The organism is Arenibacter antarcticus (assembly GCF_041320605.1).
GTDB classification, from domain to species: Bacteria; Bacteroidota; Bacteroidia; order Flavobacteriales; family Flavobacteriaceae; genus Arenibacter; species Arenibacter antarcticus.
This window is the reverse complement of sequence record NZ_CP166679.1, coordinates 3,917,502-3,939,092: the sequence shown is the minus strand read 5'-3', so window position 1 is coordinate 3,939,092 and position 21,591 is coordinate 3,917,502. Positions and strand designations below refer to the sequence as shown.

Here is a 21,591-nt window from a genome sequence, read left to right as displayed (position 1 = left end):
ACCAATAAATGTAGCATTTTATCTTAAGTTCAAGAAATAATTAACAAAAATCTAACCTCCTACACGTTTCACTTTAAATCCTTTATCCTTTAGAATTTCCATTATCCTATCACGGTAATCCCCCTGTAAAATTATAGTCTCACCTTTAATAGACCCACCTACGCTCAGTTTGGTCTTTAATTCCTTTGCTAGTTTTTTAAAATCACTTTCCGCTCCATTATACCCTTCCAAGATAGTAATCGGTTTTCCCTTTCTCTTTTCATACTTACAGATAATAGGGTCATCTTGTAGCCAAATTCCCTCTTCCTTTATAGCGCCATCCTCATTATCAATGTTTTGATGATCGGGGAATAAATTTTTAAGCTGCTCTTTTAAGTCCATCTTTATAGGGTAAAATTAAGTGATGAATAATAGTTGGTTAGAAACCTTCAATAGCGATAATCTACCTTGTATTTTGGGAGGTTCTAAAAACAACTAATTTAAAATAAATACTTGTAATTAATGGATGATCTATCCTTTAATAAGCCCTAGTTCCACTAAGCGTTCATGTAAAAATTCGCCCGCTGAAATATCGTTATACAATTTAGGGTTAGAGGCATCTATGCAATTTTCAAGACAATTTAAGGGCATTTCACTGATCGGGTGCATAAAGAACGGAACAGAATATCTGGAAGTTCCCCATAATTCTCTGGGTGGATTTACAACTTGGTGTATGGTAGATTTTAGTTTATTATTACTGAGTCGCGAAAGCATATCACCAACGTTGATCATTAATTGATCAGGGCTTGCAATGGCATCTATCCATTCTCCCTTCTTATTTTTCACCTGTAGCCCCTTCCCATGCGCCCCCATTAAAAGCGTAATTAAATTAATATCACCATGTGCTGCTGCCCTTACGGCATTCTTAGGTTCTTGTTCTATAGGGGGGTAATGGATGGGCCTTAAAATAGAATTTCCATTTTTAATATAATTATCAAAGTAAGTTTCCTCCAAATCTAAATGAAGTGCCAAAGCCCTTAAAACATATTTCGCCGTTTTTTCGAGCATTTTATAGGTCTCCTTTCCCACTTCATTAAACCTATCCAATTCCTTAACCACAACGTTCTTTGGGTAATCTTTTTCCAATATTGGATCGTTTTCTACGTATTGTCCAAAATGCCAAAATTCTTTAAGATCCCCTTCCTTTCTGCCTTTTGCATGTTCCTTTCCAAAGGAGGTATACCCCCTTTGACCTCCAATGCCTTCAATTTCATATTTATCCTTAACTTCTTGTGGCAGGTTGAAAAACTCCTTGATTTCGGTATAGAGGTCTTCAACTAATTTGTCGGATAAAAAATGCCCGCTTAGAGCTACAAAGCCTATATCTTCAAAGGCATTTCCAATTTCCTTTATAAATTTCTCTTTTCGTGCCTGATCGCCTGAAATAAAATCCGCTAAGTTTACACTTGGTATTGCACTCATTTCTTTTTCTTTTAGATAACCCAAAGTTAATAAATTATAAGGCAATCTTCTTTAAATAATTATCGCCTTTGTTTTTGGGTTTCGTTACATTTATAAAATATTAGTAAATAAAAAGAAGTACTATACAGGATGAACTTTAATGGGAATGGTTTGGATAAGGCTACGCAACTAAAACTGTATCAACGCATGTTAAAGCCGCGATTGATCGAAGAAAGAATGTTGCTTTTATTACGCCAAGGTAAAATTTCAAAATGGTTTAGTGGTATTGGCCAGGAAGCCATTTCTATAGGCGTGACCAGTGCGTTGACCGAGGATGAATATATTCTGCCTATGCACCGCAACTTAGGGGTCTTTACTACTAGGAATATTCCCTTACACCGACTTTTTTCGCAATGGCAGGGAAAGGCGGACGGTTTTACAAAAGGGAGGGACAGAAGTTTTCATTTTGGATCCCAAGAGTTTAAGATTGTAGGGATGATCTCGCATTTGGGCCCCCAATTGGGTGTAGCTACTGGAATAGCCTTGGCGGATTTAATACAGAAAAAAAACAAAGTAACCGCAGTTTTTACCGGAGAAGGAGGAACCAGCGAAGGGGATTTCCATGAGGCTTTAAACTTAGCATCGGTATGGAATTTACCTGTTTTGTTCTGTATAGAAAATAATGGATATGGCCTATCTACCCCAACCCTTGAACAATACAGGTGTAAGGATTTGGCCGATAAGGGAATAGGCTACGGAATGGAGTCGCATATTTTGGATGGCAATAATGTTATAGAGGTTTTTTGTAAAATAGATGCGCTATGCAAGAGTATTAGAAAAAACCCAAGACCTGTCCTTATAGAATTTAAAACTTTTAGGATGCGAGGTCATGAAGAAGCCAGTGGCACCAAATATGTACCCCAGGAAGTATTGGATGCTTGGGAAAAGAAAGACCCCCTTATAAATTTTGAAAATCATCTTTTGGATGAAAAAATATTGAACCCCGATGTTATTGAAACCTTAAAAAACAACATTTATAGTGAAATAGACCAACATCTAAAAAAAGCATTTAATGGAAAGGCAATACAATCTGACGCAGTTACGGAACTGAATGATGTGTTTAGGGACTTTGATTATAAGGAAATCAAATCGAATTCCGAAAAAGCAAATATAAGGCTTGTAGATGCTGTTTCTGAAGGACTAAAACAATCCATGCAAAAACATGAAAATTTGGTAATCATGGGGCAGGATATTGCAGCATATGGGGGCGTATTTAAGGTTACCGAAGGATTTTTGGAGGAATTTGGCAGTGATAGGGTGAGAAATACACCGATCTGTGAATCAGTAATAATTTCTGCAGCAATGGGATTGTCTATAAGGGGATTTAAATCAGTGGTAGAAATGCAATTTGCCGATTTTGTAAGTTCTGGCTTCAATCCGATCGTAAATTACCTGGCAAAGTCGCACTACCGTTGGGGCGCAAATGCCGATGTTGTGATTAGAATGCCTTGCGGGGCAGGAGTAGGGGCTGGTCCTTTTCACTCCCAAACAAACGAAGCCTGGTTTACCAAAACTCCAGGATTAAAAGTCGTTTATCCCGCCTTCCCATATGATGCCAAAGGGTTATTGGCCACAGCGATAAATGACCCCAATCCGGTACTATTTTTCGAGCATAAGGCCTTATATAGAAGCATGTACCAAGATGTCCCTACAGCATATTACACCCTTCCATTGGGCCAAGCGGCACTTCTAAGGCAGGGAACTGACGTTACTGTAGTCACCTATGGGATGGGCGTGCATTGGGCCTTGGAAACCTTGGACAATAATCCCGATATAAAGGCGGATCTAATCGATTTGCGTAGCTTGCAACCAATGGACACGGAAGCTATTTACCGCTCAGTAAAAAAAACGGGGAAATTAATTATCCTACAGGAAGACAGCCTCTTTGGGGGTGTGGCAAGCGATATCTCTGCCCTCGTGATGGAGCATTGTTTTCAGTACTTGGACGCCCCCGTTAAAAGAGTCGCCAGTTTGGAGACACCAATTCCGTTTGCTAAAAATTTGGAGAATACTTACCTCCCCAAAACACGATTTGAAGCAGAACTGCTAACTTTGCTGGAATATTAATTCTATTGGAAAATGCCCCATAAAATATATGATACCTACAGAAGAAAGACTTAAGGAACGCATTAAGGAGCTTACCTGTTTATACGAGGTTACCTCTATCATCGTTAATTGTGATTACGATCAAATAGAAGATGCATTAAAGGGGATTATGCATTGCCTGCAAAAGGCATGGCGCTTTAGCGCAGAAACACACGTAGCCTTGGTTACTGATCAATATTCCATAAAAACCTTAAATTTTCCAGATCAATCGGTCTCCTTAAAATCCAGTATTTCAGTATTTAACAAAAAAACAGGATATATCCAAGTCGTATATCCCTTACCTAATTACGGATCTTCCGACTTTTTACTGGAAGAAAAAAAACTTTTAAAGAACATCTGCCTAGAGGTAGGTAACCTTTTGGAAAGAAAGCAAATCAAGGATAATGAGGACCTGATTAGGCGAAAAATGGAGCATGCAGACCGACTTAGTATTCTGGGAGAGATTACTGCTGGAATGGCACATGAACTTAATACACCACTCGCCAATATACTAGGTTTTTCAGAGTTGCTAAAAACAAGAATAAAGAATGATCCCCAGGCAAATAGAGATCTGGATAAGATTATTAACAGCGCCATCTTTTCAAGAGAGGTCGTTAAGAAATTGATGTTCTTTGCCTGCGAAATGCCACAACAAATGGACTTGGTAGATATTGTACCGATCGTATCCGATGCGTTGAACCTTATGCAACCTAGCCTGAAAAGTAAAAAAATTGTAGACGAACTTAAATTTAGCACCCAGTCTATTTTCTTAAGAGTCGATGCCATACAATTGACCCAAGTTATTTTCAACCTTATGCTCAATGCAATTTACTTTGCCCCGCCAAAGAGTATTATCAATTTTTTAATCACGGATAAGGAAAAGAGTGTAGAGATCATCATAAAGGATGAAGGTCCTGGAATAGACCCCAAGATTAGAAATAAGATTTTTGAGCCTTTTTATAGCACCAAACCCATAGGAGAGGGCTCAGGCCTTGGATTAAGTGTTGTTCATGGTATCGTGAAAAGCCATAAAGGGACCATAAAATACCTTCCCAACAAACCTAAAGGAACTATATTTGTTATCGAATTTCCAAAAAAATAGGCTATGGGTTTCAAAAATGAAAATGTATTGATCGTTGATGATGATATAAACATCTTGGAACTTATACATAGGCACTTACAATCTTTCAATTACCATACCTATAAGGCCGTTTCCGTTAAGGAGGCCCTAGCCATTTTAAAGGACTCTAAAATAGATTTACTAATAACAGACCTTAGAATGCCGGAGGTGGATGGCATGCAGTTAATAAAATATGTTTCCGAACATTACCCTAAGCTACCAAAATTGGTTGTTACCGGATATCCTTCCGTTGACGATGCGCTAAACGTTTTAAAATCAGGATCCATAGATTATTTAGTAAAACCATTTACCAAAGAAGAATTAAAACTGGCTGTATTAAAGTGCTTCACGGAAAATAAACGAGTATTAGATACACCCATGCCAAATACTGATACAGGCAAGGGAGATCATCAAAATTACGGGGAACTAATTGGTCGATCCAAAGCAATTAGAACCGTAACAGCTATTATAGATCGGGTAAAGGACAATAAGGCAACAGTGCTGATCAAAGGGGAAAGCGGAACAGGCAAAGAGCTGGTGGCGCGTTCCGTTCACTATATGGGGAAATTCTCAAGAGCCCCATTTATTGCCGTAAACTGCGGGGCAATTCCAGAAAGCTTGCTAGAAGCGGAATTGTTTGGTTATGCCAAAGGAGCCTTTACAGGCGCTCAGGAGCAACGGAACGGATTTTTTCAGGCTGCTGATAAAGGAACCTTATTCCTAGATGAGATTGGGAATGCTTCCCAAGCTGTTCAATCCAAATTGTTACGGGTACTTCAAGAAAAAGAAGTAATAAAGGTGGGCTCGCAAAAAACAGAAAAGATAGATTTGCGAGTTATTGCTGCTACCAATAGCAATCTACAATCCATGGTCCAGAAAGGACTGTTCAGGGAAGACCTGTATTATAGATTGACGGTGGTAGAAATAGATGTTCCGCCCTTACGGGATCGCAAGGAAGATATAGCATTACTGGTTGATAAATTCTTATTTAAATACGGGGTAGAATATAAGGAGCGAATAATTACCATATCTCCCGATGCGTTAAACCTCCTAATACGATACAACTGGCCCGGAAATATTAGGGAATTGGAAAACGTAATTCAAAGAGCAGTAATTATGTGCAATAAAAGAATTGAATTGGAGGATCTGCCTGATAACTTGAAGTTTAAGATCCATTTTCCGGATGACCGATTAGTGCCTTTAAGAGAAATGGAAAAAAAATACATCTTAAAAGTTTTGGAGGCAACAGGAAACAATAAGTCGCAGGCAGCTGAAATATTACAGATAGACCGTAAAACCTTGCGTCAAAAAATACAATAATACCACACTTCATAACTGGGTAATTATTCCTCACTGGGGAAATACTCCTATATAGTTCTCTTTCCGTAGCTACTTAATTAACACTACAATAATCTAAACATCAGCATGTTAGGTGTTTAATTTTGTTTCCATGCTTATAATGGCATCAAACTTGCCAGTAACATTATTCTAAATAAAGGATATATGGAAACCAGTAATGGTTTATGCCTAAGTTGTAGGTATTGAGCAACTAGCATACTTAGTAAAATATAGGAACCACAGTTGGAATTGGCATGAATTTTAATTTTTAGATTCATGGTTTCACCCATTACAGCCGCTTTATTTTCAGAAAAGATATAAGTACTTACTAAAAATATTTTATGATAACAAAACCAAAAAAACAACCAAAGCATGGTATGTTGGAAAACGTAATGCGTCAATTTAACCATGCCGCGGATATTATTAATCTGAATAGTAATATTAGGAAGATTTTAACTATAACGAACAATGAGCTAATAATTCATTTTCCCGTCAAAATGGACAATGGGGAAATTGAAGTATTTACTGGCTATAGGGTGCAACATAATAATGCCTTAGGGCCGTATAAGGGCGGATTGAGATATCATCCTACCGTGGATATAGATGCCGCCAAGGCACTTGCCATGTGGATGACATGGAAAACCTCTCTCGCTGGCTTGCCCTACGGTGGTGCCAAAGGAGGGATACAAATAGATCCCTTCAAGTATTCAATAACCGAATTGGAGAGAATTACCAGACGGTTTACGTATGCTTTGGGAGATAATATAGGTCCTGAACACGATATTCCTGCTCCTGACGTCAACACCAACGCACAGACCATGGCTTGGATATTGGATACTTATATGTCAACCAAACCACCTACGGAAAGATCTAAGAATCAACATGTAGTCACTGGAAAACCAATAGGATCTGGAGGTTCCGAAGGTAGGGATAGGGCTACCGGTTACGGGGTATTCCTCAATATTAAATTTTGGTCAGAACGGAAAAAGGTAAGCCTTAAAAGAAAGAAATTCATCGTTCAAGGTTTTGGAAATGTTGGTTATTGGGCTGCTCATTTCTTGGAAAATGAAGGCGCCCTATTAGTAGGAGTACAGGATGCTTATGGTAGTATTGCCAATAGCGATGGCATTATGGTTGCTGAATTGTTCAACTATTCACAACAAAATAAAGGCAGTATCTTGAATTTCCCTAACGCATCAGCATTTGAAAACAGTGACTTTTTTGGACTCGAATGCGACATTTGTATTCCAGCAGCCTTGGGAAATCAGATTACCACCAACAATGCTGATAGAATAAAAGCTTTTCTAATTGCAGAAGGAGCCAATGGACCAACGGATGTGGAAGGTGAAGAAATCCTATTAAAAAAAGGAATCGGCGTTATTCCGGATATATTATGCAACTCGGGTGGCGTAATAGGTAGTTATTTTGAATGGCTTCAGAATAGAAATGGAGAGATATGGCAGATGGATGAGGTGATGGCCAAGTTGGATAAGAAGATGAAGGAGGTTTTTGACAAGGTATACGATAAGGCTGAAAAGACAAATGGCGATATGCGTACAGCGGCCTTTGTAATTGCAATTGAAAGAATAGAAAAAGCATACGTGCAAAGAGGGATATTTCCATAAATAATTAAAAATAAATGTGTTATGAAGTACGGAAATCTAGTTTTGGAAAAAAAAGAATTTGTTTTATTGAAGCGTTTGGTAAATGTATCAGGGTTTTATACCGATAATACTTATAAAAATTCCATTCAAAAACTGACCGATGAATTAAAATCTGCCATCGTTTACAGTGAAGAGGAAATGCCAGATGATGTTATTCGCTTTAATTCCTTGGTAACAATCGAGGGGAAAAACGGATTTACCAATAAATTTCAGTTGGTGATTCCTTCGGAAGGCGATTTTAAAAATAGTAAGATTTCGATCCTTACCCCTATGGGTGCAGCAGTTATCGGATACGCCAAAGGCGATGATATTGAATGGGAATTCAGGAATGGGTTGCAAACCCTTAAGGTTACGGAAGTTAAGCAGCATCCTAGCGCTATAAATTCCGATATCCTACTCTAGAACTCCACAGTATTTTTATGATGGTGATTCCAATCAGAACCTAATTGTCAAAAAGACACAAAAGTTCCATCATCAATATTCACGAAGGTGAAGTTAGGGAAGGTGATAAATAGCACCTCAACTATCATGAGAAATACCGCACATTGTACCGAAAATGTGTAAGGAAATTCAATACTGTTTAAAAAAGAGGAGTATCTGCCGTATTAATGGCACAAACGTAAAATAAATATAACAGTCTGTTTGTTTTAATAGTAGAATTTTTAACTGTTATCATCTTAGGGGGAGCATTGCTCCCCCTAAGATTTATTACATTTTATCCCACCGGTATTCACCGACCAGATTTTATGCTTCAGGGTCAATAATATTCCTATTGCAGCATGCCATTCTTTCCCATATAAATTAATTTTGAAAAAAAATGATTTTGTAATGTTTTCCAATAGAAGTGGTTGGCAAATAACGATCATAATTTTACATATTAGGCATACTTTTTGTCTAGCAATTACGTATATAAGTTAAAATAATAAACACTAAAAATTATGCATGTAAAAAAGTCTTTCTTTTTGCTATTAATGGCTGTAGGTATGTTGTCTTCCTGTTCCGTCTCCAAATCTGCTAAGCAGGATAGGAACACCATTGATGGTTATTGGATGTTGAACTCTGTTTCCTATACTGGTAGCGAGGGCAAATTTAAATCGGAACTGTTCAATGATGCGACGGCCGCTTGTTTTGAGGGCAGTAATTGGTTCTTTAGGAAGAACAACAGTACTGGAAGTTATGTTTTGGCCAACAGCAGCGACTGTAGTCAACAGGAACGTTTTATCCGATGGTCCGTTGTAAATCGTGAAGGGATGACCGACCAGCTCCAATTTAAATTTATCGATGATAAATACAAGGATATTTCCGGAGGGGTAGGCTATAGGTTAGACATTTCTTCCTTAACAGAAACTCAAATGAGACTTCAGTCAAAAGTAACGGTCGATGGTTCTCCAGTAACCGTAGTTTATGAATTTATAAAAAATGAATAAGATGAAAAAAATAATTGTAAGTAGTTTGTCCGTATTAATGTTAATGGCAACCATTAGTAGTTGTAAAGCAATTAAGAACACCAATCACAAACAAAGAGGTGCTGCTACCGGTGCTGCTGGTGGAGCTGTAATTGGAGGCGTCTTAGGCAATAATGTAGGCAAGGGTAACAATACCGCCTTGGGTGCCATTATAGGTGCAGTCGTTGGAGGCGTAGCCGGTGGATACATTGGTGACAAAATGGACCGTCAAGCAGAACGTATTGAGGAAGAAATTCCAGGTGCAGAAGTTACCCGGGTCGGTGAAGGTATAAACGTAACTTTTAACGAGGATGCTGGGGTATATTTTGATACCAACAAATCGGGAGTTAAAGGTACTTCGGCAACCACCCTAGATAGGTTAGTTGGTATATTAAAGGAATATCCAGATAGTAACATTCTAGTTGAGGGTCATACAGATAGCGCTGGTGCAGCTGATTATAACTTAAACTTGTCTAGACAGCGCGCAGAGTCAGTTACCAATTATTTGGTTACTAAAGGTATTTCTAGAGGTAGACTTACCACCCAATGGTACGGAGAATCTCAGCCAAAAGCAGATAATACAACATCTGCTGGGAAAGCCAAAAATCGAAGGGTAGAGTTGGCAATCATAGCCAATGAGGCTTTAAAAGAAGAAGCACGTAGAAATGCAAACTAGCAATAATTAGATTTGTTATTATGGACCCGATGATTTTCGTCGGGTTTTTTGTTTTTATTCTGTATCTTTTTAGGATGGATAGATTTGACGTTATTATCGTTGGTGGTGGTCTGGCCGGATTAACCGCTGCCCTTCATTTAAAAAAAAAACATTACAACATCGCTGTTTTTGAAAAGATCCAATATCCACATCACAAAGTTTGTGGGGAATATGTTTCCAATGAAATTGTACCATATCTTGATAGTTTGGGTGTATTTCTACCCAAAAACACCCAAATTAGCCAAATCCTTTTAAGCACGGAAAACGGCAAATCCATAAAAGCTAAACTGCCCTTGGGCGGACTAGGCATCAGTAGATATGCCTTGGATTATGCCCTTTATAAACAGGCAATTGCCATGGGGGTTACCATAATTCAAAAAAATGTAAACTCCATTTGTTTTAAAGACGACATTTTTTACATCGAGGATATGGATGGAAAACAGTACAGCTCTAAGTTTGTTGTTGGTGCTTATGGAAAACGGGACGCTCTGGACAAGCAACTGGGTCGCAAGTTTATCCAAAGAAAGTCGCCTTGGCTTGGAGTGAAAGCGCATTATAAACTAGATTCCTTTCCCAATGATCTAGTAGCACTCCACAATTTTAGGGGAGGCTATGGCGGACTATCCAAAACTGAGAATGGGACGGTCAATTTTTGTTATTTGGTTTCTTATGAAAGTTTCAAAAAGGAGAAAAATGTGGAATGTTTTAATCAAAACGTAGTGGCCAAAAACCCATTTCTAAAGACATTTTTGAAATCTTCGGAAATGCTCTTTAATAAACCTCTGACCATAGGACAGATTTCTTTTAGCAATAAGAATGCAGTAGAGCAACATGTACTGATGTGCGGAGACACTGCCGGTCTCATTCATCCATTTTGCGGTAACGGGATGGCAATGGCTGTACATAGTGCTAAAATGGCAGCGGAACTAATTCATCATTATTTTTCGAAGGCAGAATATGATCGGCATCAACTTGAAAAAGAGTATGAACTCCAATGGTATTCCACATTTGGTAAACGTATATGGATCGGGAGTCAATTGCAAACAGTATTATTAAATCCATCATTATCCAATATAGGAATGCAGCTTATTAACTATTCTCCTTATCTTGTTCGTAAGTTGATCAAGACCACCCATGGAAAACCACTCAATAGGGTATGAATTTTATACATCGCTGTACGGAACGGGAAATAATGGACGATCCAAATTTGGAGGTAACATTATTAAAGAAGGTATTTATAGACATCAATAAGGTCAACGCAATGTTAAATGGATTTTCCATCACCATTAAAGCGATTAAAAAATTAATACAGGATACTCCCAAAAGCAGCTATACCATAATGGATCTGGGTTGCGGGGACGGACATATGTTGAGATTGGTAGCAAACCACTTTAAAAAAAGCGGGGTACAGCTTCATTTAGTGGGTTTGGACCTCAGCAGTAAAGCTTTAGGAATAGCAAGAGAAAAATCTGCCAACTACCCAAACATTTCGTATTTGGAACAAAACATATTAACTATGGATGCCAAAGAGACACAATGTGATATTTTGTTATGCTCTCTAACTATGCATCATTTTAAAACGGCGGACATACCTGAATTTCTGAGGCAGATCTTTCCTATTGCGCGCATGGGAATCGTAATTAATGACCTGCAAAGGAGTAGGGTTTCCTACTATCTCTTTAAGATGTATAGTATTTTTTTTATAAAGACCTGCATTGCAAAACACGACGGCCTTGTTTCTATAAAAAGCGCTTTTACAAAGTCGGACCTTAGGGCGTTTTCCCAAGAATTCCCACAACTAAGTCACGATCTTAGTTGGAAATGGGCCTTTAGATATCTTTGGGTAATACGATTAAAATAAGAACAACCAACCTATGAATGAAACCAGGATAGTAGCAGTTACCAAAGAATTACCCCATTATAGTCGGGATACCAAGGATATTTTGCCATTAGTTGAAAGGTGGTTAGAGGGTAAGGACTTACGTTTTAAGCGAAAAATAATCAAAATATTCGAAGGTGCAGCCGTAGACCGGCGGTATAGTATAATGAGCCCGGAAGAGGTGTTTACAGCGACCACTTTTGAAGACAAGAACAAAATATATGTTCGGGAAGTAAAAAGCTTAGGAAGTAAGGTGTTGCAAAAAGCCTTGGAAAAGAGTAATTGGGCGGCCAATAGTATAGATTTTATTATTACGGTAAGTTGTACCGGTATTATGATTCCTTCTTTGGATGCCTACCTTATAAATGCTCTTTCTCTTAGGAAAGATGTGGTTCGGCTACCGGTGACGGAAATGGGTTGCGCTGCCGGAATATCCGGTTTGATCTACGCTCGTAATTTTCTAAAATCAAACCCTGGAAAAAGAGCCGCCATAGTAGCAGTAGAAAGTCCAACCGCTACATTTCAGCTTACTGATTATTCCATGGCAAATATGGTAAGTGCCGCAATTTTTGGGGATGGTGCCGCCTGCGTACTGCTATCTTCCGAGGAAAATGCGGTAGGGCCACGCATCATAGGCGAGGAGATGTACCATTTTACCGATGCCACCCATTTGATGGGATTTGACCTAACCAACTCTGGTTTAAAAATGATATTGGACCCTGCAGTCCCAGAAACCATTGCAGCCCATTTTCCAGATATTATCCATCCTTTCCTAAAAGGACTAGGAAGCAGTATAGAAAGGGTAGACCATTTAATTTTTCATCCGGGAGGTAGAAAAATTGTGGAGACCGTGGAGCAGTTATTTGGTAAAATGGGGAAAAATATTGATGATACCCGAGAAACACTGCGCCTTTACGGAAATATGAGCAGCGCCACGGTCCTTTATGTTTTAGAACGATTTATGGATAAGGATATTCCCGCTGGCAATCAGGGGCTAATGTTGAGTTTTGGGCCTGGGTTTTCGGCACAGCGGATACTTTTGGAATGGTAATGCCCATAGAACCCATTCTCTAATTAGGAGGTTTAAAACATCTTTTTTTTTAGTTTAATGGCTAGAGCAACATATAAATATGTTATAGAAAATGGAATTAAAAAGAATTTTGGCTAGGCTCCCTTATAGCGCCCCATTTTTGTTTGTGGATTCGCTTCTAGCGGTCGATGAAAAAATGGCGGAAGGAACCTATAGGTTTAAGGAAACCGAATTTTTTTATCAAGGCCATTTTACGGACCATCCGGTTACTCCAGGGGTAATACTAACGGAGTGTTGCGCACAGATTGGATTGGTAGCCATGGGCATCTTTTTGTTGGAGAAAGGGGGAGCAAGTTTAGAAAATGTACAAATAGCGATGAGTAGTTCCCAAATGGATTTTTATTTACCGGTATATCCGTTGGAAACGGTGACAGTAAAATCGGACAAAATCTATTTCCGGTTTCAAAAATTAAAATGTGAAGTGAAAATGTATAATTCCCAAGGAAAACTGGTTTGCAAGGGAACCTTGTCCGGAATGCTAAAAATGGAGATAAATGAGTGATAGGGTTGTTGTAACTGGACTAGGTGTTTGTGCCCCCAATGGGGTTGGACTATCCAATTTCACGCATAGCCTACAGCAAGGTGAATGCGGTATTCGTTTTCATCAAGAACTATCTGATCTTGGCTTCGGGTGTCAAGTTGCTGGAAAACCGGAAGTCACGAACCTTCATATGTCCCGTTATTTTACTCCCTTGCAGCGCAAGGGTCTAAATAGCAGCGGTTTGGTATATGGTGTACTGGCAGGGACTGATGCTTGGGCAGATGCCGGATTAAAACCTATGGGTACCGAACATCCGGATTGGGAAAGTGGGATTGTCTTTGGCACGGGTATTTTAGGAGTCGATAAATTTAGGGAGTCCATTTACTTAATAGATAATAAAAATACCCGTAGACTGGGGAGTAATTCCGTTATGCAGACGATGGCAAGTGGGATAAGTGCCTATCTAAGTGGGATATTGGGATTGGGAAACCAAATCACCACAAATTCATCGGCCTGTGCTACGGGAACGGAGGCCATAATTATGGGAATGGAGCGCATCCGGTCCGGAAAGGCAAAACGAATGTTGGTAGGCAGTTGTAATGATAGTGGTCCTTATATCTGGGGTGGTTTTGACGCTATGCGAATACTTCCCAGTCAATACAATAAAAATCCTGAACATGCCAGTAGGCCAATGAGCGCCACCGCAGCGGGTTTTGTGCCTGGGAGCGGGGCAGGAGCTGTAGTGCTGGAATCTATGGACAGTGCTTTGGCTAGAGGCGCCAGTATTTATGCCGAAGTAATGGGCGGGGCCGTAAACAGTGGCGGACAACGAGGCACAGGAAGTATGACCGCACCCAATGGCGAAGCAGTACAACGCTGTATCGTTGACGCCCTTGCCGATGCGGGGATAGCTAAAAAGGAGGTGGATGTGATAAACGGCCATCTTACGGCAACCTCCAAAGACGCGGAAGAAATTAAAAACTGGAGTCGCGCTCTTGAACGATCAGGTAAAGATTTTCCCTATATAAATACCACAAAGAGTTTAACTGGTCATTGTTTGGCTGCTGCGGGAAGTGTGGAGGCAGTGGCGAGCATTTTGCAATTTAGGTGTAAGGAAGTTTTTGGCAACATAAATTGCAAGGACCTCCATCCAGATATATTGGAAATAGTTGATGAAACCAAAATTCCGTTAAAAACTTTTTCCTATTCCCCAAATATTATTGCAAAAGCCAGCTTTGGTTTTGGTGATGTAAATGCCTGTGTTATATTTAAGGCTTATAAAGCAAATTGAAAATGATTAATAAATCACATTTTGACACCTTAAGGGACATCGTTAAATTATACTTACCCGAGGATGTATCTATATCGGATATTACCGAGGAAAGTAATTTCATATCAGAGCTCAACATTAATTCTGCCAATTTGGTGGATATTATTTTGGATGTTGAGGATGCCTATGATATTAAATTGGAAAACGAGGATATGGACCAGATGCAAACAGTAAGGGATGCTTTAAGAATCGTAGCCCAAAAACTAGCGGAAAAACAATAATTAAAGTTTCTCCTCCTCTTTGGCCTCTGGAATTAAAAGAGAAGCAGCTATTCCCCCTCCCAAAGATACGGATATCACTGTAAGTGAAACCCATTCAGCAATTTCTATATGATGGGAGAATAACATCTTTAAACCTACAAATGCCAAGATTACCACTAAACTATAATTGATAAACCTAAATTTCTGTAACATTCTAGAAATAAGGAAATACATAGATCGCAGTCCTAAAATGGCCAAGATATTTGAACTGAAGACAATAAATGGATCTGCAGTAATAGCCAATATAGCTGGAATACTATCCAAAGCAAAAAGGATATCGGTTAATTCAATAATGACCAAGGCAACAAATAAGGGTGTGGCCGCGGTAACTCCCATACGCTTAATAAAAAAATCGTGCCCATTAATTTTGGAGGTAATAGGATAGATTTTTTTTATCTGCTTAAAAATAAAGGACGATTTTGGGTCAAATTCACTATCGTGGGACCGAAGCATTTTAAATGCGGTATATAAAAGGAAAACCCCAAATACATAGATTATCCAATCAAATTTTGTGATTAGGGCCACACCAAAAATAATCATCAGTGCCCGGAAAACAATTGCACCCAATATACCCCAAAACAATACCCGATGCTGGTAGATAGCCGGAATTTTAAAGGCAGAAAATATTACGGCGATTACAAAAACATTGTCTATGCTAAGGGATAGCTCAATTAAGTAACCTGTAATATATTTTAATACGGCATTATTGGGCGTTAAACCTGTAGGGTTTGCTATAATTTCAGCATCGAACAGCCAGTATATTACCCCACTAAAACTAAGTGCCACCGTTATCCATATGGCGGTCCAAATTCCTGCTTCCTTAGATTTTATAACATGATCGTTTTTATGGAACACCCCTAAATCTAGGGCTAAAAAAATAATAATAATTCCAATAAATGAACCCCAAACCAACATAGCTTTTCTTTTTATCAAACACAAATGTAAGTATCATTTTCAAATACAAATTAAAGATTTAGGTATATTATTTTAACCGTTTATAGTTTCCGTAAATTGAAATTTCATATTGGAGAAATCCGTAGACTATAAGGCAACCAACCGTTTTTTAGAAATATGTAACATTTTGATAACGAATGATAAAAATGGCAAATATTTATTATAACTTAGAGGAAGAACGTTCCAAGTAAAATGAAAAAAAGGGTTTACTGCACTCTTTGTGTGCTTTGTATTGTTTCATTTTTCCATGAATGCTACGCTCAGACTAGTGCAAAGGATTCTATAGGGGAGAAACCGCTTATGCCCAAAGCCACATTGTTGGAAATTTATGAACCCAATATGGTGATATCTGAAAGGGAAAGAAATCGATTGAAAAATGAACGGATAACAGAAGAAAAAAGGAGAAGAAGTATTTTGGATACTTTGGATATTGGTGAGGGTAAGAGAAAAAGGTTGATCAGGGACATTTATAAGGACCCATTTTCAGAACGTCTATTGAAAGCGCTTGCTACCGCGAAATTGAAAGCTATAAAGGATTAGATCGAATATGGTCCGAGAACAAATACCAATTGTTGGGTCAATTTAGCTTGGGGTTGAGGATAAATTTATTCTTATCAGTAATAAGGCGGCGAAATTTATGAGGCAAAAAATACCCCGAAAGATCAACTTGTTCTTTCGGGGTATTTAATCAATTTAAATTCGTTTCCCAGTTAGTGGGTTTTCATTTTACCTTTTCGTTTTTCCAATTGCCTTTCCAAGTCTTCGATGGATGCCGCGATCGACATCTCAAACTTAGCGTTGTTAGATTCAGAAAATAAACGCGGTCCAGGGGCGCTTAATCTAATACTACAGATTAATCCCGAATTAGTACTGGAGGTATTTTCCTTTTTAAAGAAAACATCTGCACGAACTATAAAATCATATTTATCTTCTAATTTCTCTAATTTTTTTGTCACCATTTCCTCCAAACGGGCACTGGCTTTTACGTCGTCATATTCAAAATGAATGTTCATATATACCTGGTTTTATAATTAAACTATTCTAATCTACGATACTTCAATTTTCAGAAATTAAGGTAGGCTTTATTTTCATCAAACCAAAGAAAAAAGATTGGTAAATTCTTACATTCCGCCCTTTCTATTGGGAGCTCGCTGTACTGGCCAGGACTTCTGTATTCCTGTTTTTACATCTGTTGGTAATACTATTTTCTCTTTGGAACTGGGAGTAGTATCTTCGCTTGCCATATAGGCCAATACGGCAGTTAATATTACGTTGTTCCTAACATCGTCGAACACAATTTTATCATAGGTATCCACATTGGTATGCCAGGTATAATTCCAATAGGACCAATTTAAGGCGCTCAGATTAAAGGCCGGAGCTCCTGCAGCAACAAAAGAGGCATTGTCCGATCCACCACTAGCTGGGGATCCTGGAAAATTGGTCTCTATATGGTCGGTAATATCTTTGGGTACAGCTGCCAACCATTTGGATAAATAATCGTAGGAATGTAGAAATCCAGCCCCCGACATATTCACTACCCGGCCAGTGCCGTTGTCCTGATTAAAAACCGCTTGGATGTTGTTCACAATTTCTGGATGATCTTGCACAAAGGCCCTAGATCCATTAAGTCCTTGCTCTTCGCTTCCCCAATGCCCTACTAGAATGGTCCGCTTTGGGTTGGGATATAGTTTCTTAAGAATTCTCATCGCTTCCATCATCACTATAGTTCCGGTTCCGTTATCCGTTGCTCCGGTACCACCATCCCAAGAATCGAAATGCGCCGATAGGATTACATATTCCTCTGGTTTTTCGGTTCCTTTAAGGCTTGCTATGGTATTAAATGTAGGGACGGCACCCAATTCCTTGGACTCTGCAACAATTTTTATTTTTGGCTTATTGCCATATTCTACCAGCCTGTATAACATGGTATAATCTTCCAAAGCCAAGTCTACTGTAGGTATTTTTTTTGTTGAAGCACTAAAAATTTTATTAGCCCCAAAACCTTTGGACCAATAGGAGGTTACAATCCCAAGGGCACCTGCCTCTTCCAAAGCTTCGGGTAGTGTTCTTCTATTGTGGCCAATCCGCTTCAAATTCTCAGACCATGTTTCCTCCTGCAGATCGCGCTCATTTTTCATTTTTTCGAAAGAGGCTTCGGTTGCAAATTCCTCCCAGTTATAATCAGGTCTGCCAGTAAGTTCCTTCATATCTATCATAACTAACTTTCCCTTTACATTGGAAAGCCATTGTATAAACTCAGCCGAATCTTGGACCATTGGCAAGACCACTAATTCACCAGTTACTCCTTTCTTTCCTGTACTAGGGCTCCAAGCGAGCTGCATGCCCTTAAGGCTTTGTACTCGTGGATATACCATATCTATGTGGGTTATTCCCCTGTCCCATCCACGCCATTCTCCCCATACCTCATTTTTGGCAGGAATTCCCCATTGTTCGTATTTGGCAACTGCCCAATCTCCAGCTTGCTTCATCTGCGGGGTCCCAACCAGTCTTGGGCCAATCACATCCAATAATTCGTGCGCCAAAGGTTCCAATTGGGAATTTTCGTTGGCTTCCTTCACCATACTTTGAATCAATTGTTCGTTGATCTGGGCGTGTGCAATCTGACCTATAGAAAGGCCGATAAAGATCAGTACTAGTAAAATTCTCTTCATTTTCAATGATTTTAATTGATTTTTGGGTTAATAAATGTAATAATGTCCAGTTAAAAACAACCAGCATCCACAAAAATACGGTTCATAAATAACCAATAGAATCTTTTTATGTCTTTCTTAATAAGGTAATCCTCATAAAGCAGATATTGTTTAAGGAAGGATTTAATGCTCTATTTAGTTTTTATGACCGAATCGATAAACATACGAACTTCTTTAGGAATATTAAACTCATCAAATTCAAAATTATAGTCAATGTCGTTGTCTGTGAGCTTAAGCTTGTAGCTAAAGGCATCCCTCGCCTTTTTGTTTTTATCCAGAATAGGTTTTTGAAGGCTATGTAGTAATTTAGTTTTTTCCTCCTTTTCAAGTGACCGCTCCCCCTTATACGTTCTGGGAATCCCAGCAAAACCCCCTTCAATGTCAATTTCATACTTCATACGAAAAGGTTTTTTATACCAACAGCGGAAAAACTTTCCTCAATAGCGATATCTGCGGTTGAGGATACTTTGTTCTCCTTTATAAGTTCTTTTGTAACTCTTGTAATTACCTCCAACATATCATTGAAATTTGCAGTCCGCCAAAGTTGGGTAAGGGTATGGAACCAGATAAGGGCACAGTCCTCAATACCTATGGCCATACAGCTTAAATAAAATACTTTATTCGGGATTCCAGAGTTGATATGAACACCATAGTTATCTGAAGCTCCAGAATAATATTGATCCATATGATCTGGCTGGCTGTCAAATTCGTTGGCGCTACCAGGAGCTTTCATAGAACGAATGGCCTTTCCGGGAAATTCCTTACCTACAATGGTGTCCCCAATAAGCCAATCGGCCTCCCCAATATCCTGAACCAAATACTTCTGTTTTATGATGGTAGCAAAAACATCAGAAAAATGTTCGTTCAATGCTCCTGACTGACCTTTGTACTCCAAATTCCCCAAGAATTGGGTAATACCATGGGTAAGTTCATGGGCAACAACATCTATGGCTGCGGAAAAGTTTGAAAATTGTCCGCCATCCCCATCTCCGTAAGTTATCTCATCCCCATCCCAAAAGGCATTGTTATACCCAATGCCATAATGTACGTTAGATACTATGGGCATGCCCTTTCCGTCCAAGGAGTTCAATTGAAAGGTATCTATAAAATATTCTCTAACAAAGCCGGAATGATCATAGGCTTGGTTGGTTGCCATATCCTTTACCTTGTCCTGGCCCTCACTTCGGGCAACTTGTACTTTTTGTCTGTATTCGTTTAAACAATCATATACAATCCGTTCACCATTACCTTCCTTGTCATTGCGTTGAAGTAAATTATGAATAGCAATATTCCTGCTTTGCGCTATGCGTTGGGTCTCCAACAGCGTACGCTTACAACTATTACTGCCCTGTTTGGCCAGTTGCTCCAAGATATAGGGAGGAACAATATGACATTGATATTTATGGCACATATCATTCTGTGTTTTAGGATTCTTACTACAATTTAGCTAACTTTTCTCTAATATTTCAATTATTCCAGTCCTTTCCCTTTTTAACCTGAGTTTTGGAGTAATCCTAGGGGTTGAAATTTGGAATATTGACAAAAAAAATACTTCATCCCTACAGATTATTGATCTCAGAAGAATAATGTGGGTAAATTTAGGGTTACCTTTGGCCAAAATTATAAGAATGAGCACTTTTGAGGATTTAAATCTATCAAAACAATTAATTTACGGAATTCAGGATCTAGGCTTTACCCTCCCAACCCCGATTCAGGAAAAATCTTTTTCGGTAATCATGTCTGGGAAGGATATGGTGGGAATAGCACAGACGGGTACCGGAAAGACCCTGGCATATACTTTGCCAGTGTTACAGCAACTAAAATTTTCCAAACAAGTAAGTCCGCGTGTATTAATTTTAGTTCCCACTAGGGAGCTAGTGGTACAGGTGGCAGAAAATATAGAAGCATTCTCAAAATATACAAGTGTTAGGGTATGTGGAATTTACGGTGGGGCAAATATTAACACCCAACGACAAGCAGTTGCACAAGGCTGTGATATTTTGGTAGCCACTCCCGGCAGGTTGTATGATCTTTGTTTAGACCGAACGGTTAAGCTTAAGGATATTAAAAAACTGATTATAGATGAGGTAGACGTGATGTTAGATCTTGGTTTCCGGTTTCAGATTACCAATATTCTGGAATTGATTCCCCCTAAAAGACAACATATTATGTTCTCTGCCACTATGACGGAGGAGGTTGCTAAACTGATAGAGGATTTCTTTATATCGCCCGTAAAGGTATCTATCGCGGTAAGTGGTACTCCATTGTCTAATATTGAACAAACTTGTTATTCGGTAGAAAATTTTTATACCAAGGTAAACTTATTACTCTATATCTTAAAGGATAAGACGCTCTATAGCAAGGTGTTGATTTTTGTTTCCAACAAAAAAAGTGCAGACAGATTGTTTGAAGCTATGAAAACGGTATATGGACCAGAAATTGCCGTTATCCATTCCAATAAGACTCAAAATTATAGATTGCGCTCCATAAACCAGTTTGATGCCGGGAAAAATAGAATTCTTATTTCAACGGATATCATGGCCAGAGGTTTGGATTTGGAAAAAATCACCCATGTCATCAATTTTGACACACCCGCTTATCCTGAAAATTATATTCACCGAATCGGAAGAACGGGAAGGGCAAAACAAAAGGGAAATTCTATTTTGTTATTTACCGAAAAGGAAGAGGAATTTAAGTCAACTATTGAAGCGTTGATGGATTATTCCATCCCACTGATCGATTTCCCTAAGGAAGTTGAAATATCTGAAGAGCTTGCACCCGAAGAACGCCCAAAAAACACCGAGCTCAACAACTTGAATAGAGCTATAAACGCGGATGAAGGAGGGAGTGCTTTCCATGAAAAATCGGAAAAAAATAAAAAGGAAAACCAAGGTGGATCTTACAAACGTATTATAGCCAAAAAATATAAAAAACCAATAACTAGGGGAGATAAGAACTTCTTGAAGAAGAATAATAAAAGAAAATAGTCATTTTTTCTTTTAAGAATCAACCCAATATA

22 protein-coding genes are annotated in these 21,591 nt (G+C 38.8%); 15 read left to right on the top strand and 7 right to left on the bottom strand.

Features of this window, described 5'->3' with window-relative positions; all coding sequences use genetic code 11:
• Positions 1-51 precede the first annotated feature (51 nt).
• Both KCTC52924_RS16215 and KCTC52924_RS16210 read right to left on the bottom strand, forming a co-directional pair.
• Positions 52-381: a translation initiation factor gene (locus KCTC52924_RS16215; protein ID WP_251805804.1), complete on the bottom strand. Its 330-nt coding sequence runs from the start codon at positions 379-381 to the stop codon at positions 52-54.
• 129 nt (positions 382-510) lie between these two features.
• Positions 511-1,461, bottom strand: coding sequence for an isopenicillin N synthase family oxygenase (locus KCTC52924_RS16210; protein WP_251805803.1), 951 nt, complete (start codon positions 1,459-1,461; stop codon positions 511-513).
• A gap of 129 nt (positions 1,462-1,590) precedes the next feature.
• Here KCTC52924_RS16210 and KCTC52924_RS16205 point away from each other — a divergent pair, with 129 nt between their 5' ends.
• From KCTC52924_RS16205 to KCTC52924_RS16145, 13 genes are all read left to right on the top strand, one after another.
• The gene (locus tag KCTC52924_RS16205; RefSeq protein ID WP_251805802.1) at positions 1,591-3,567 is read left to right on the top strand and encodes a thiamine pyrophosphate-dependent enzyme; all 1,977 of its coding nucleotides are present in this window, start codon (positions 1,591-1,593) and stop codon (positions 3,565-3,567) included.
• A 28-nt stretch (positions 3,568-3,595) separates the two neighbouring features.
• The gene (locus KCTC52924_RS16200) at positions 3,596-4,687 is read left to right on the top strand and encodes a sensor histidine kinase (protein WP_251805801.1); all 1,092 of its coding nucleotides are present in this window, start codon (positions 3,596-3,598) and stop codon (positions 4,685-4,687) included.
• A 3-nt stretch (positions 4,688-4,690) separates the two neighbouring features.
• Positions 4,691-6,025, top strand: a complete 1,335-nt coding sequence (locus KCTC52924_RS16195; protein WP_251805800.1) for a sigma-54 dependent transcriptional regulator — start codon at positions 4,691-4,693, stop codon at positions 6,023-6,025.
• A gap of 359 nt (positions 6,026-6,384) precedes the next feature.
• A complete protein-coding gene (locus KCTC52924_RS16190) occupies positions 6,385-7,668 on the top strand; it encodes a Glu/Leu/Phe/Val dehydrogenase (RefSeq protein WP_251805799.1) in 1,284 nt (427 codons plus the stop codon).
• Positions 7,669-7,689: 21 nt separating this feature from the next.
• A complete protein-coding gene (locus KCTC52924_RS16185) occupies positions 7,690-8,109 on the top strand; it encodes a GreA/GreB family elongation factor (RefSeq protein ID WP_251805798.1) in 420 nt (139 codons plus the stop codon).
• Positions 8,110-8,645: 536 nt separating this feature from the next.
• Complete coding sequence (locus KCTC52924_RS16180; protein WP_251805797.1) at positions 8,646-9,134, top strand: lipocalin family protein; 489 nt, start codon at positions 8,646-8,648, stop codon at positions 9,132-9,134.
• Position 9,135: 1 nt separating this feature from the next.
• The gene (locus KCTC52924_RS16175) at positions 9,136-9,828 is read left to right on the top strand and encodes an OmpA family protein (protein ID WP_251805796.1); all 693 of its coding nucleotides are present in this window, start codon (positions 9,136-9,138) and stop codon (positions 9,826-9,828) included.
• 74 nt (positions 9,829-9,902) lie between these two features.
• On the top strand, positions 9,903-11,027 hold the full coding sequence (locus tag KCTC52924_RS16170; protein ID WP_251805795.1) for an NAD(P)/FAD-dependent oxidoreductase: 1,125 nt from the start codon (positions 9,903-9,905) through the stop codon (positions 11,025-11,027).
• Positions 11,024-11,728, top strand: coding sequence for a methyltransferase domain-containing protein (locus tag KCTC52924_RS16165; RefSeq protein ID WP_251805794.1), 705 nt, complete (start codon positions 11,024-11,026; stop codon positions 11,726-11,728). The genes KCTC52924_RS16170 and KCTC52924_RS16165 overlap by 4 nt, the downstream gene beginning before the upstream one ends.
• 13 nt (positions 11,729-11,741) lie before the next feature.
• Positions 11,742-12,797: a type III polyketide synthase gene (locus KCTC52924_RS16160; RefSeq protein ID WP_251805793.1), complete on the top strand. Its 1,056-nt coding sequence runs from the start codon at positions 11,742-11,744 to the stop codon at positions 12,795-12,797.
• Between the two features lie 91 nt (positions 12,798-12,888).
• Positions 12,889-13,338: a 3-hydroxyacyl-ACP dehydratase FabZ family protein gene (locus KCTC52924_RS16155; protein WP_251805792.1), complete on the top strand. Its 450-nt coding sequence runs from the start codon at positions 12,889-12,891 to the stop codon at positions 13,336-13,338.
• On the top strand, positions 13,331-14,608 hold the full coding sequence (locus KCTC52924_RS16150) for a beta-ketoacyl synthase (RefSeq protein WP_251805791.1): 1,278 nt from the start codon (positions 13,331-13,333) through the stop codon (positions 14,606-14,608). The genes KCTC52924_RS16155 and KCTC52924_RS16150 overlap by 8 nt, the downstream gene beginning before the upstream one ends.
• Before the next feature lie 2 nt (positions 14,609-14,610).
• Positions 14,611-14,868 carry a phosphopantetheine-binding protein gene (locus tag KCTC52924_RS16145; protein ID WP_251805790.1) on the top strand — a complete coding sequence of 86 codons (258 nt, stop codon included), beginning with the start codon at positions 14,611-14,613 and terminating at the stop codon, positions 14,866-14,868.
• Here the strand turns inward: KCTC52924_RS16145 and KCTC52924_RS16140 are convergent, their stop codons facing one another.
• Positions 14,869-15,822: a TerC family protein gene (locus KCTC52924_RS16140; protein WP_251806031.1), complete on the bottom strand. Its 954-nt coding sequence runs from the start codon at positions 15,820-15,822 to the stop codon at positions 14,869-14,871. It abuts the gene before it with no gap.
• 231 nt (positions 15,823-16,053) lie between these two features.
• Between KCTC52924_RS16140 and KCTC52924_RS16135 the strand changes: the two genes are divergently transcribed.
• Complete coding sequence (locus KCTC52924_RS16135) at positions 16,054-16,401, top strand: hypothetical protein (RefSeq protein WP_251805789.1); 348 nt, start codon at positions 16,054-16,056, stop codon at positions 16,399-16,401.
• 170 nt (positions 16,402-16,571) lie between these two features.
• Here the strand turns inward: KCTC52924_RS16135 and KCTC52924_RS16130 are convergent, their stop codons facing one another.
• From KCTC52924_RS16130 to KCTC52924_RS16115, 4 genes are all read right to left on the bottom strand, one after another.
• Positions 16,572-16,874 (bottom strand): HPF/RaiA family ribosome-associated protein, encoded by a 303-nt coding sequence (locus KCTC52924_RS16130; RefSeq protein ID WP_251805788.1) that lies wholly within the window; start codon positions 16,872-16,874, stop codon positions 16,572-16,574.
• Between the two features lie 108 nt (positions 16,875-16,982).
• On the bottom strand, positions 16,983-18,533 hold the full coding sequence (locus tag KCTC52924_RS16125) for a M20/M25/M40 family metallo-hydrolase (protein WP_251805787.1): 1,551 nt from the start codon (positions 18,531-18,533) through the stop codon (positions 16,983-16,985).
• 170 nt (positions 18,534-18,703) lie between these two features.
• Positions 18,704-18,970: a protealysin inhibitor emfourin gene (locus KCTC52924_RS16120; RefSeq protein WP_251805786.1), complete on the bottom strand. Its 267-nt coding sequence runs from the start codon at positions 18,968-18,970 to the stop codon at positions 18,704-18,706.
• Entirely contained in the window at positions 18,967-19,983 is a 1,017-nt protein-coding gene (locus KCTC52924_RS16115; RefSeq protein ID WP_251805785.1) for a M4 family metallopeptidase, read from the bottom strand. Before KCTC52924_RS16115 ends, KCTC52924_RS16120 begins: the two co-directional genes overlap by 4 nt.
• 217 nt (positions 19,984-20,200) lie before the next feature.
• Here KCTC52924_RS16115 and KCTC52924_RS16110 point away from each other — a divergent pair, with 217 nt between their 5' ends.
• The gene (locus tag KCTC52924_RS16110) at positions 20,201-21,559 is read left to right on the top strand and encodes a DEAD/DEAH box helicase (RefSeq protein WP_251805784.1); all 1,359 of its coding nucleotides are present in this window, start codon (positions 20,201-20,203) and stop codon (positions 21,557-21,559) included.
• Positions 21,560-21,591 lie beyond the last annotated feature (32 nt).

Excerpts from the sequence above, each read along its gene's own strand:
- KCTC52924_RS16170 (WP_251805795.1), top strand. The coding sequence starts at position 9,903 with ATGGATAGATTTGACGTTATTATCGTTGGTGGTGGTCTGGCCGGATTA.
- KCTC52924_RS16125 (WP_251805787.1), bottom strand. The coding sequence starts at position 18,533 with ATGAAGAGAATTTTACTAGTACTGATCTTTATCGGCCTTTCTATAGGT.
- KCTC52924_RS16210 (WP_251805803.1), bottom strand. The coding sequence starts at position 1,461 with ATGAGTGCAATACCAAGTGTAAACTTAGCGGATTTTATTTCAGGCGAT.
- KCTC52924_RS16165 (WP_251805794.1), top strand. The coding sequence starts at position 11,024 with ATGAATTTTATACATCGCTGTACGGAACGGGAAATAATGGACGATCCA.
- KCTC52924_RS16130 (WP_251805788.1), bottom strand. The coding sequence starts at position 16,874 with ATGAACATTCATTTTGAATATGACGACGTAAAAGCCAGTGCCCGTTTG.
- KCTC52924_RS16180 (WP_251805797.1), top strand. The coding sequence starts at position 8,646 with ATGCATGTAAAAAAGTCTTTCTTTTTGCTATTAATGGCTGTAGGTATG.
- KCTC52924_RS16175 (WP_251805796.1), top strand. The coding sequence starts at position 9,136 with ATGAAAAAAATAATTGTAAGTAGTTTGTCCGTATTAATGTTAATGGCA.
- KCTC52924_RS16190 (WP_251805799.1), top strand. The coding sequence starts at position 6,385 with ATGATAACAAAACCAAAAAAACAACCAAAGCATGGTATGTTGGAAAAC.
- KCTC52924_RS16115 (WP_251805785.1), bottom strand. The coding sequence starts at position 19,983 with ATGTGCCATAAATATCAATGTCATATTGTTCCTCCCTATATCTTGGAG.
- KCTC52924_RS16185 (WP_251805798.1), top strand. The coding sequence starts at position 7,690 with ATGAAGTACGGAAATCTAGTTTTGGAAAAAAAAGAATTTGTTTTATTG.
- KCTC52924_RS16150 (WP_251805791.1), top strand. The coding sequence starts at position 13,331 with ATGAGTGATAGGGTTGTTGTAACTGGACTAGGTGTTTGTGCCCCCAAT.
- KCTC52924_RS16145 (WP_251805790.1), top strand. The coding sequence starts at position 14,611 with ATGATTAATAAATCACATTTTGACACCTTAAGGGACATCGTTAAATTA.
- KCTC52924_RS16205 (WP_251805802.1), top strand. The coding sequence starts at position 1,591 with ATGAACTTTAATGGGAATGGTTTGGATAAGGCTACGCAACTAAAACTG.
- KCTC52924_RS16160 (WP_251805793.1), top strand. The coding sequence starts at position 11,742 with ATGAATGAAACCAGGATAGTAGCAGTTACCAAAGAATTACCCCATTAT.
- KCTC52924_RS16140 (WP_251806031.1), bottom strand. The coding sequence starts at position 15,822 with ATGTTGGTTTGGGGTTCATTTATTGGAATTATTATTATTTTTTTAGCC.
- KCTC52924_RS16110 (WP_251805784.1), top strand. The coding sequence starts at position 20,201 with ATGAGCACTTTTGAGGATTTAAATCTATCAAAACAATTAATTTACGGA.
- KCTC52924_RS16155 (WP_251805792.1), top strand. The coding sequence starts at position 12,889 with ATGGAATTAAAAAGAATTTTGGCTAGGCTCCCTTATAGCGCCCCATTT.
- KCTC52924_RS16215 (WP_251805804.1), bottom strand. The coding sequence starts at position 381 with ATGGACTTAAAAGAGCAGCTTAAAAATTTATTCCCCGATCATCAAAAC.
- KCTC52924_RS16195 (WP_251805800.1), top strand. The coding sequence starts at position 4,691 with ATGGGTTTCAAAAATGAAAATGTATTGATCGTTGATGATGATATAAAC.
- KCTC52924_RS16200 (WP_251805801.1), top strand. The coding sequence starts at position 3,596 with ATGATACCTACAGAAGAAAGACTTAAGGAACGCATTAAGGAGCTTACC.
- KCTC52924_RS16135 (WP_251805789.1), top strand. The coding sequence starts at position 16,054 with ATGAAAAAAAGGGTTTACTGCACTCTTTGTGTGCTTTGTATTGTTTCA.
- KCTC52924_RS16120 (WP_251805786.1), bottom strand. The coding sequence starts at position 18,970 with ATGAAGTATGAAATTGACATTGAAGGGGGTTTTGCTGGGATTCCCAGA.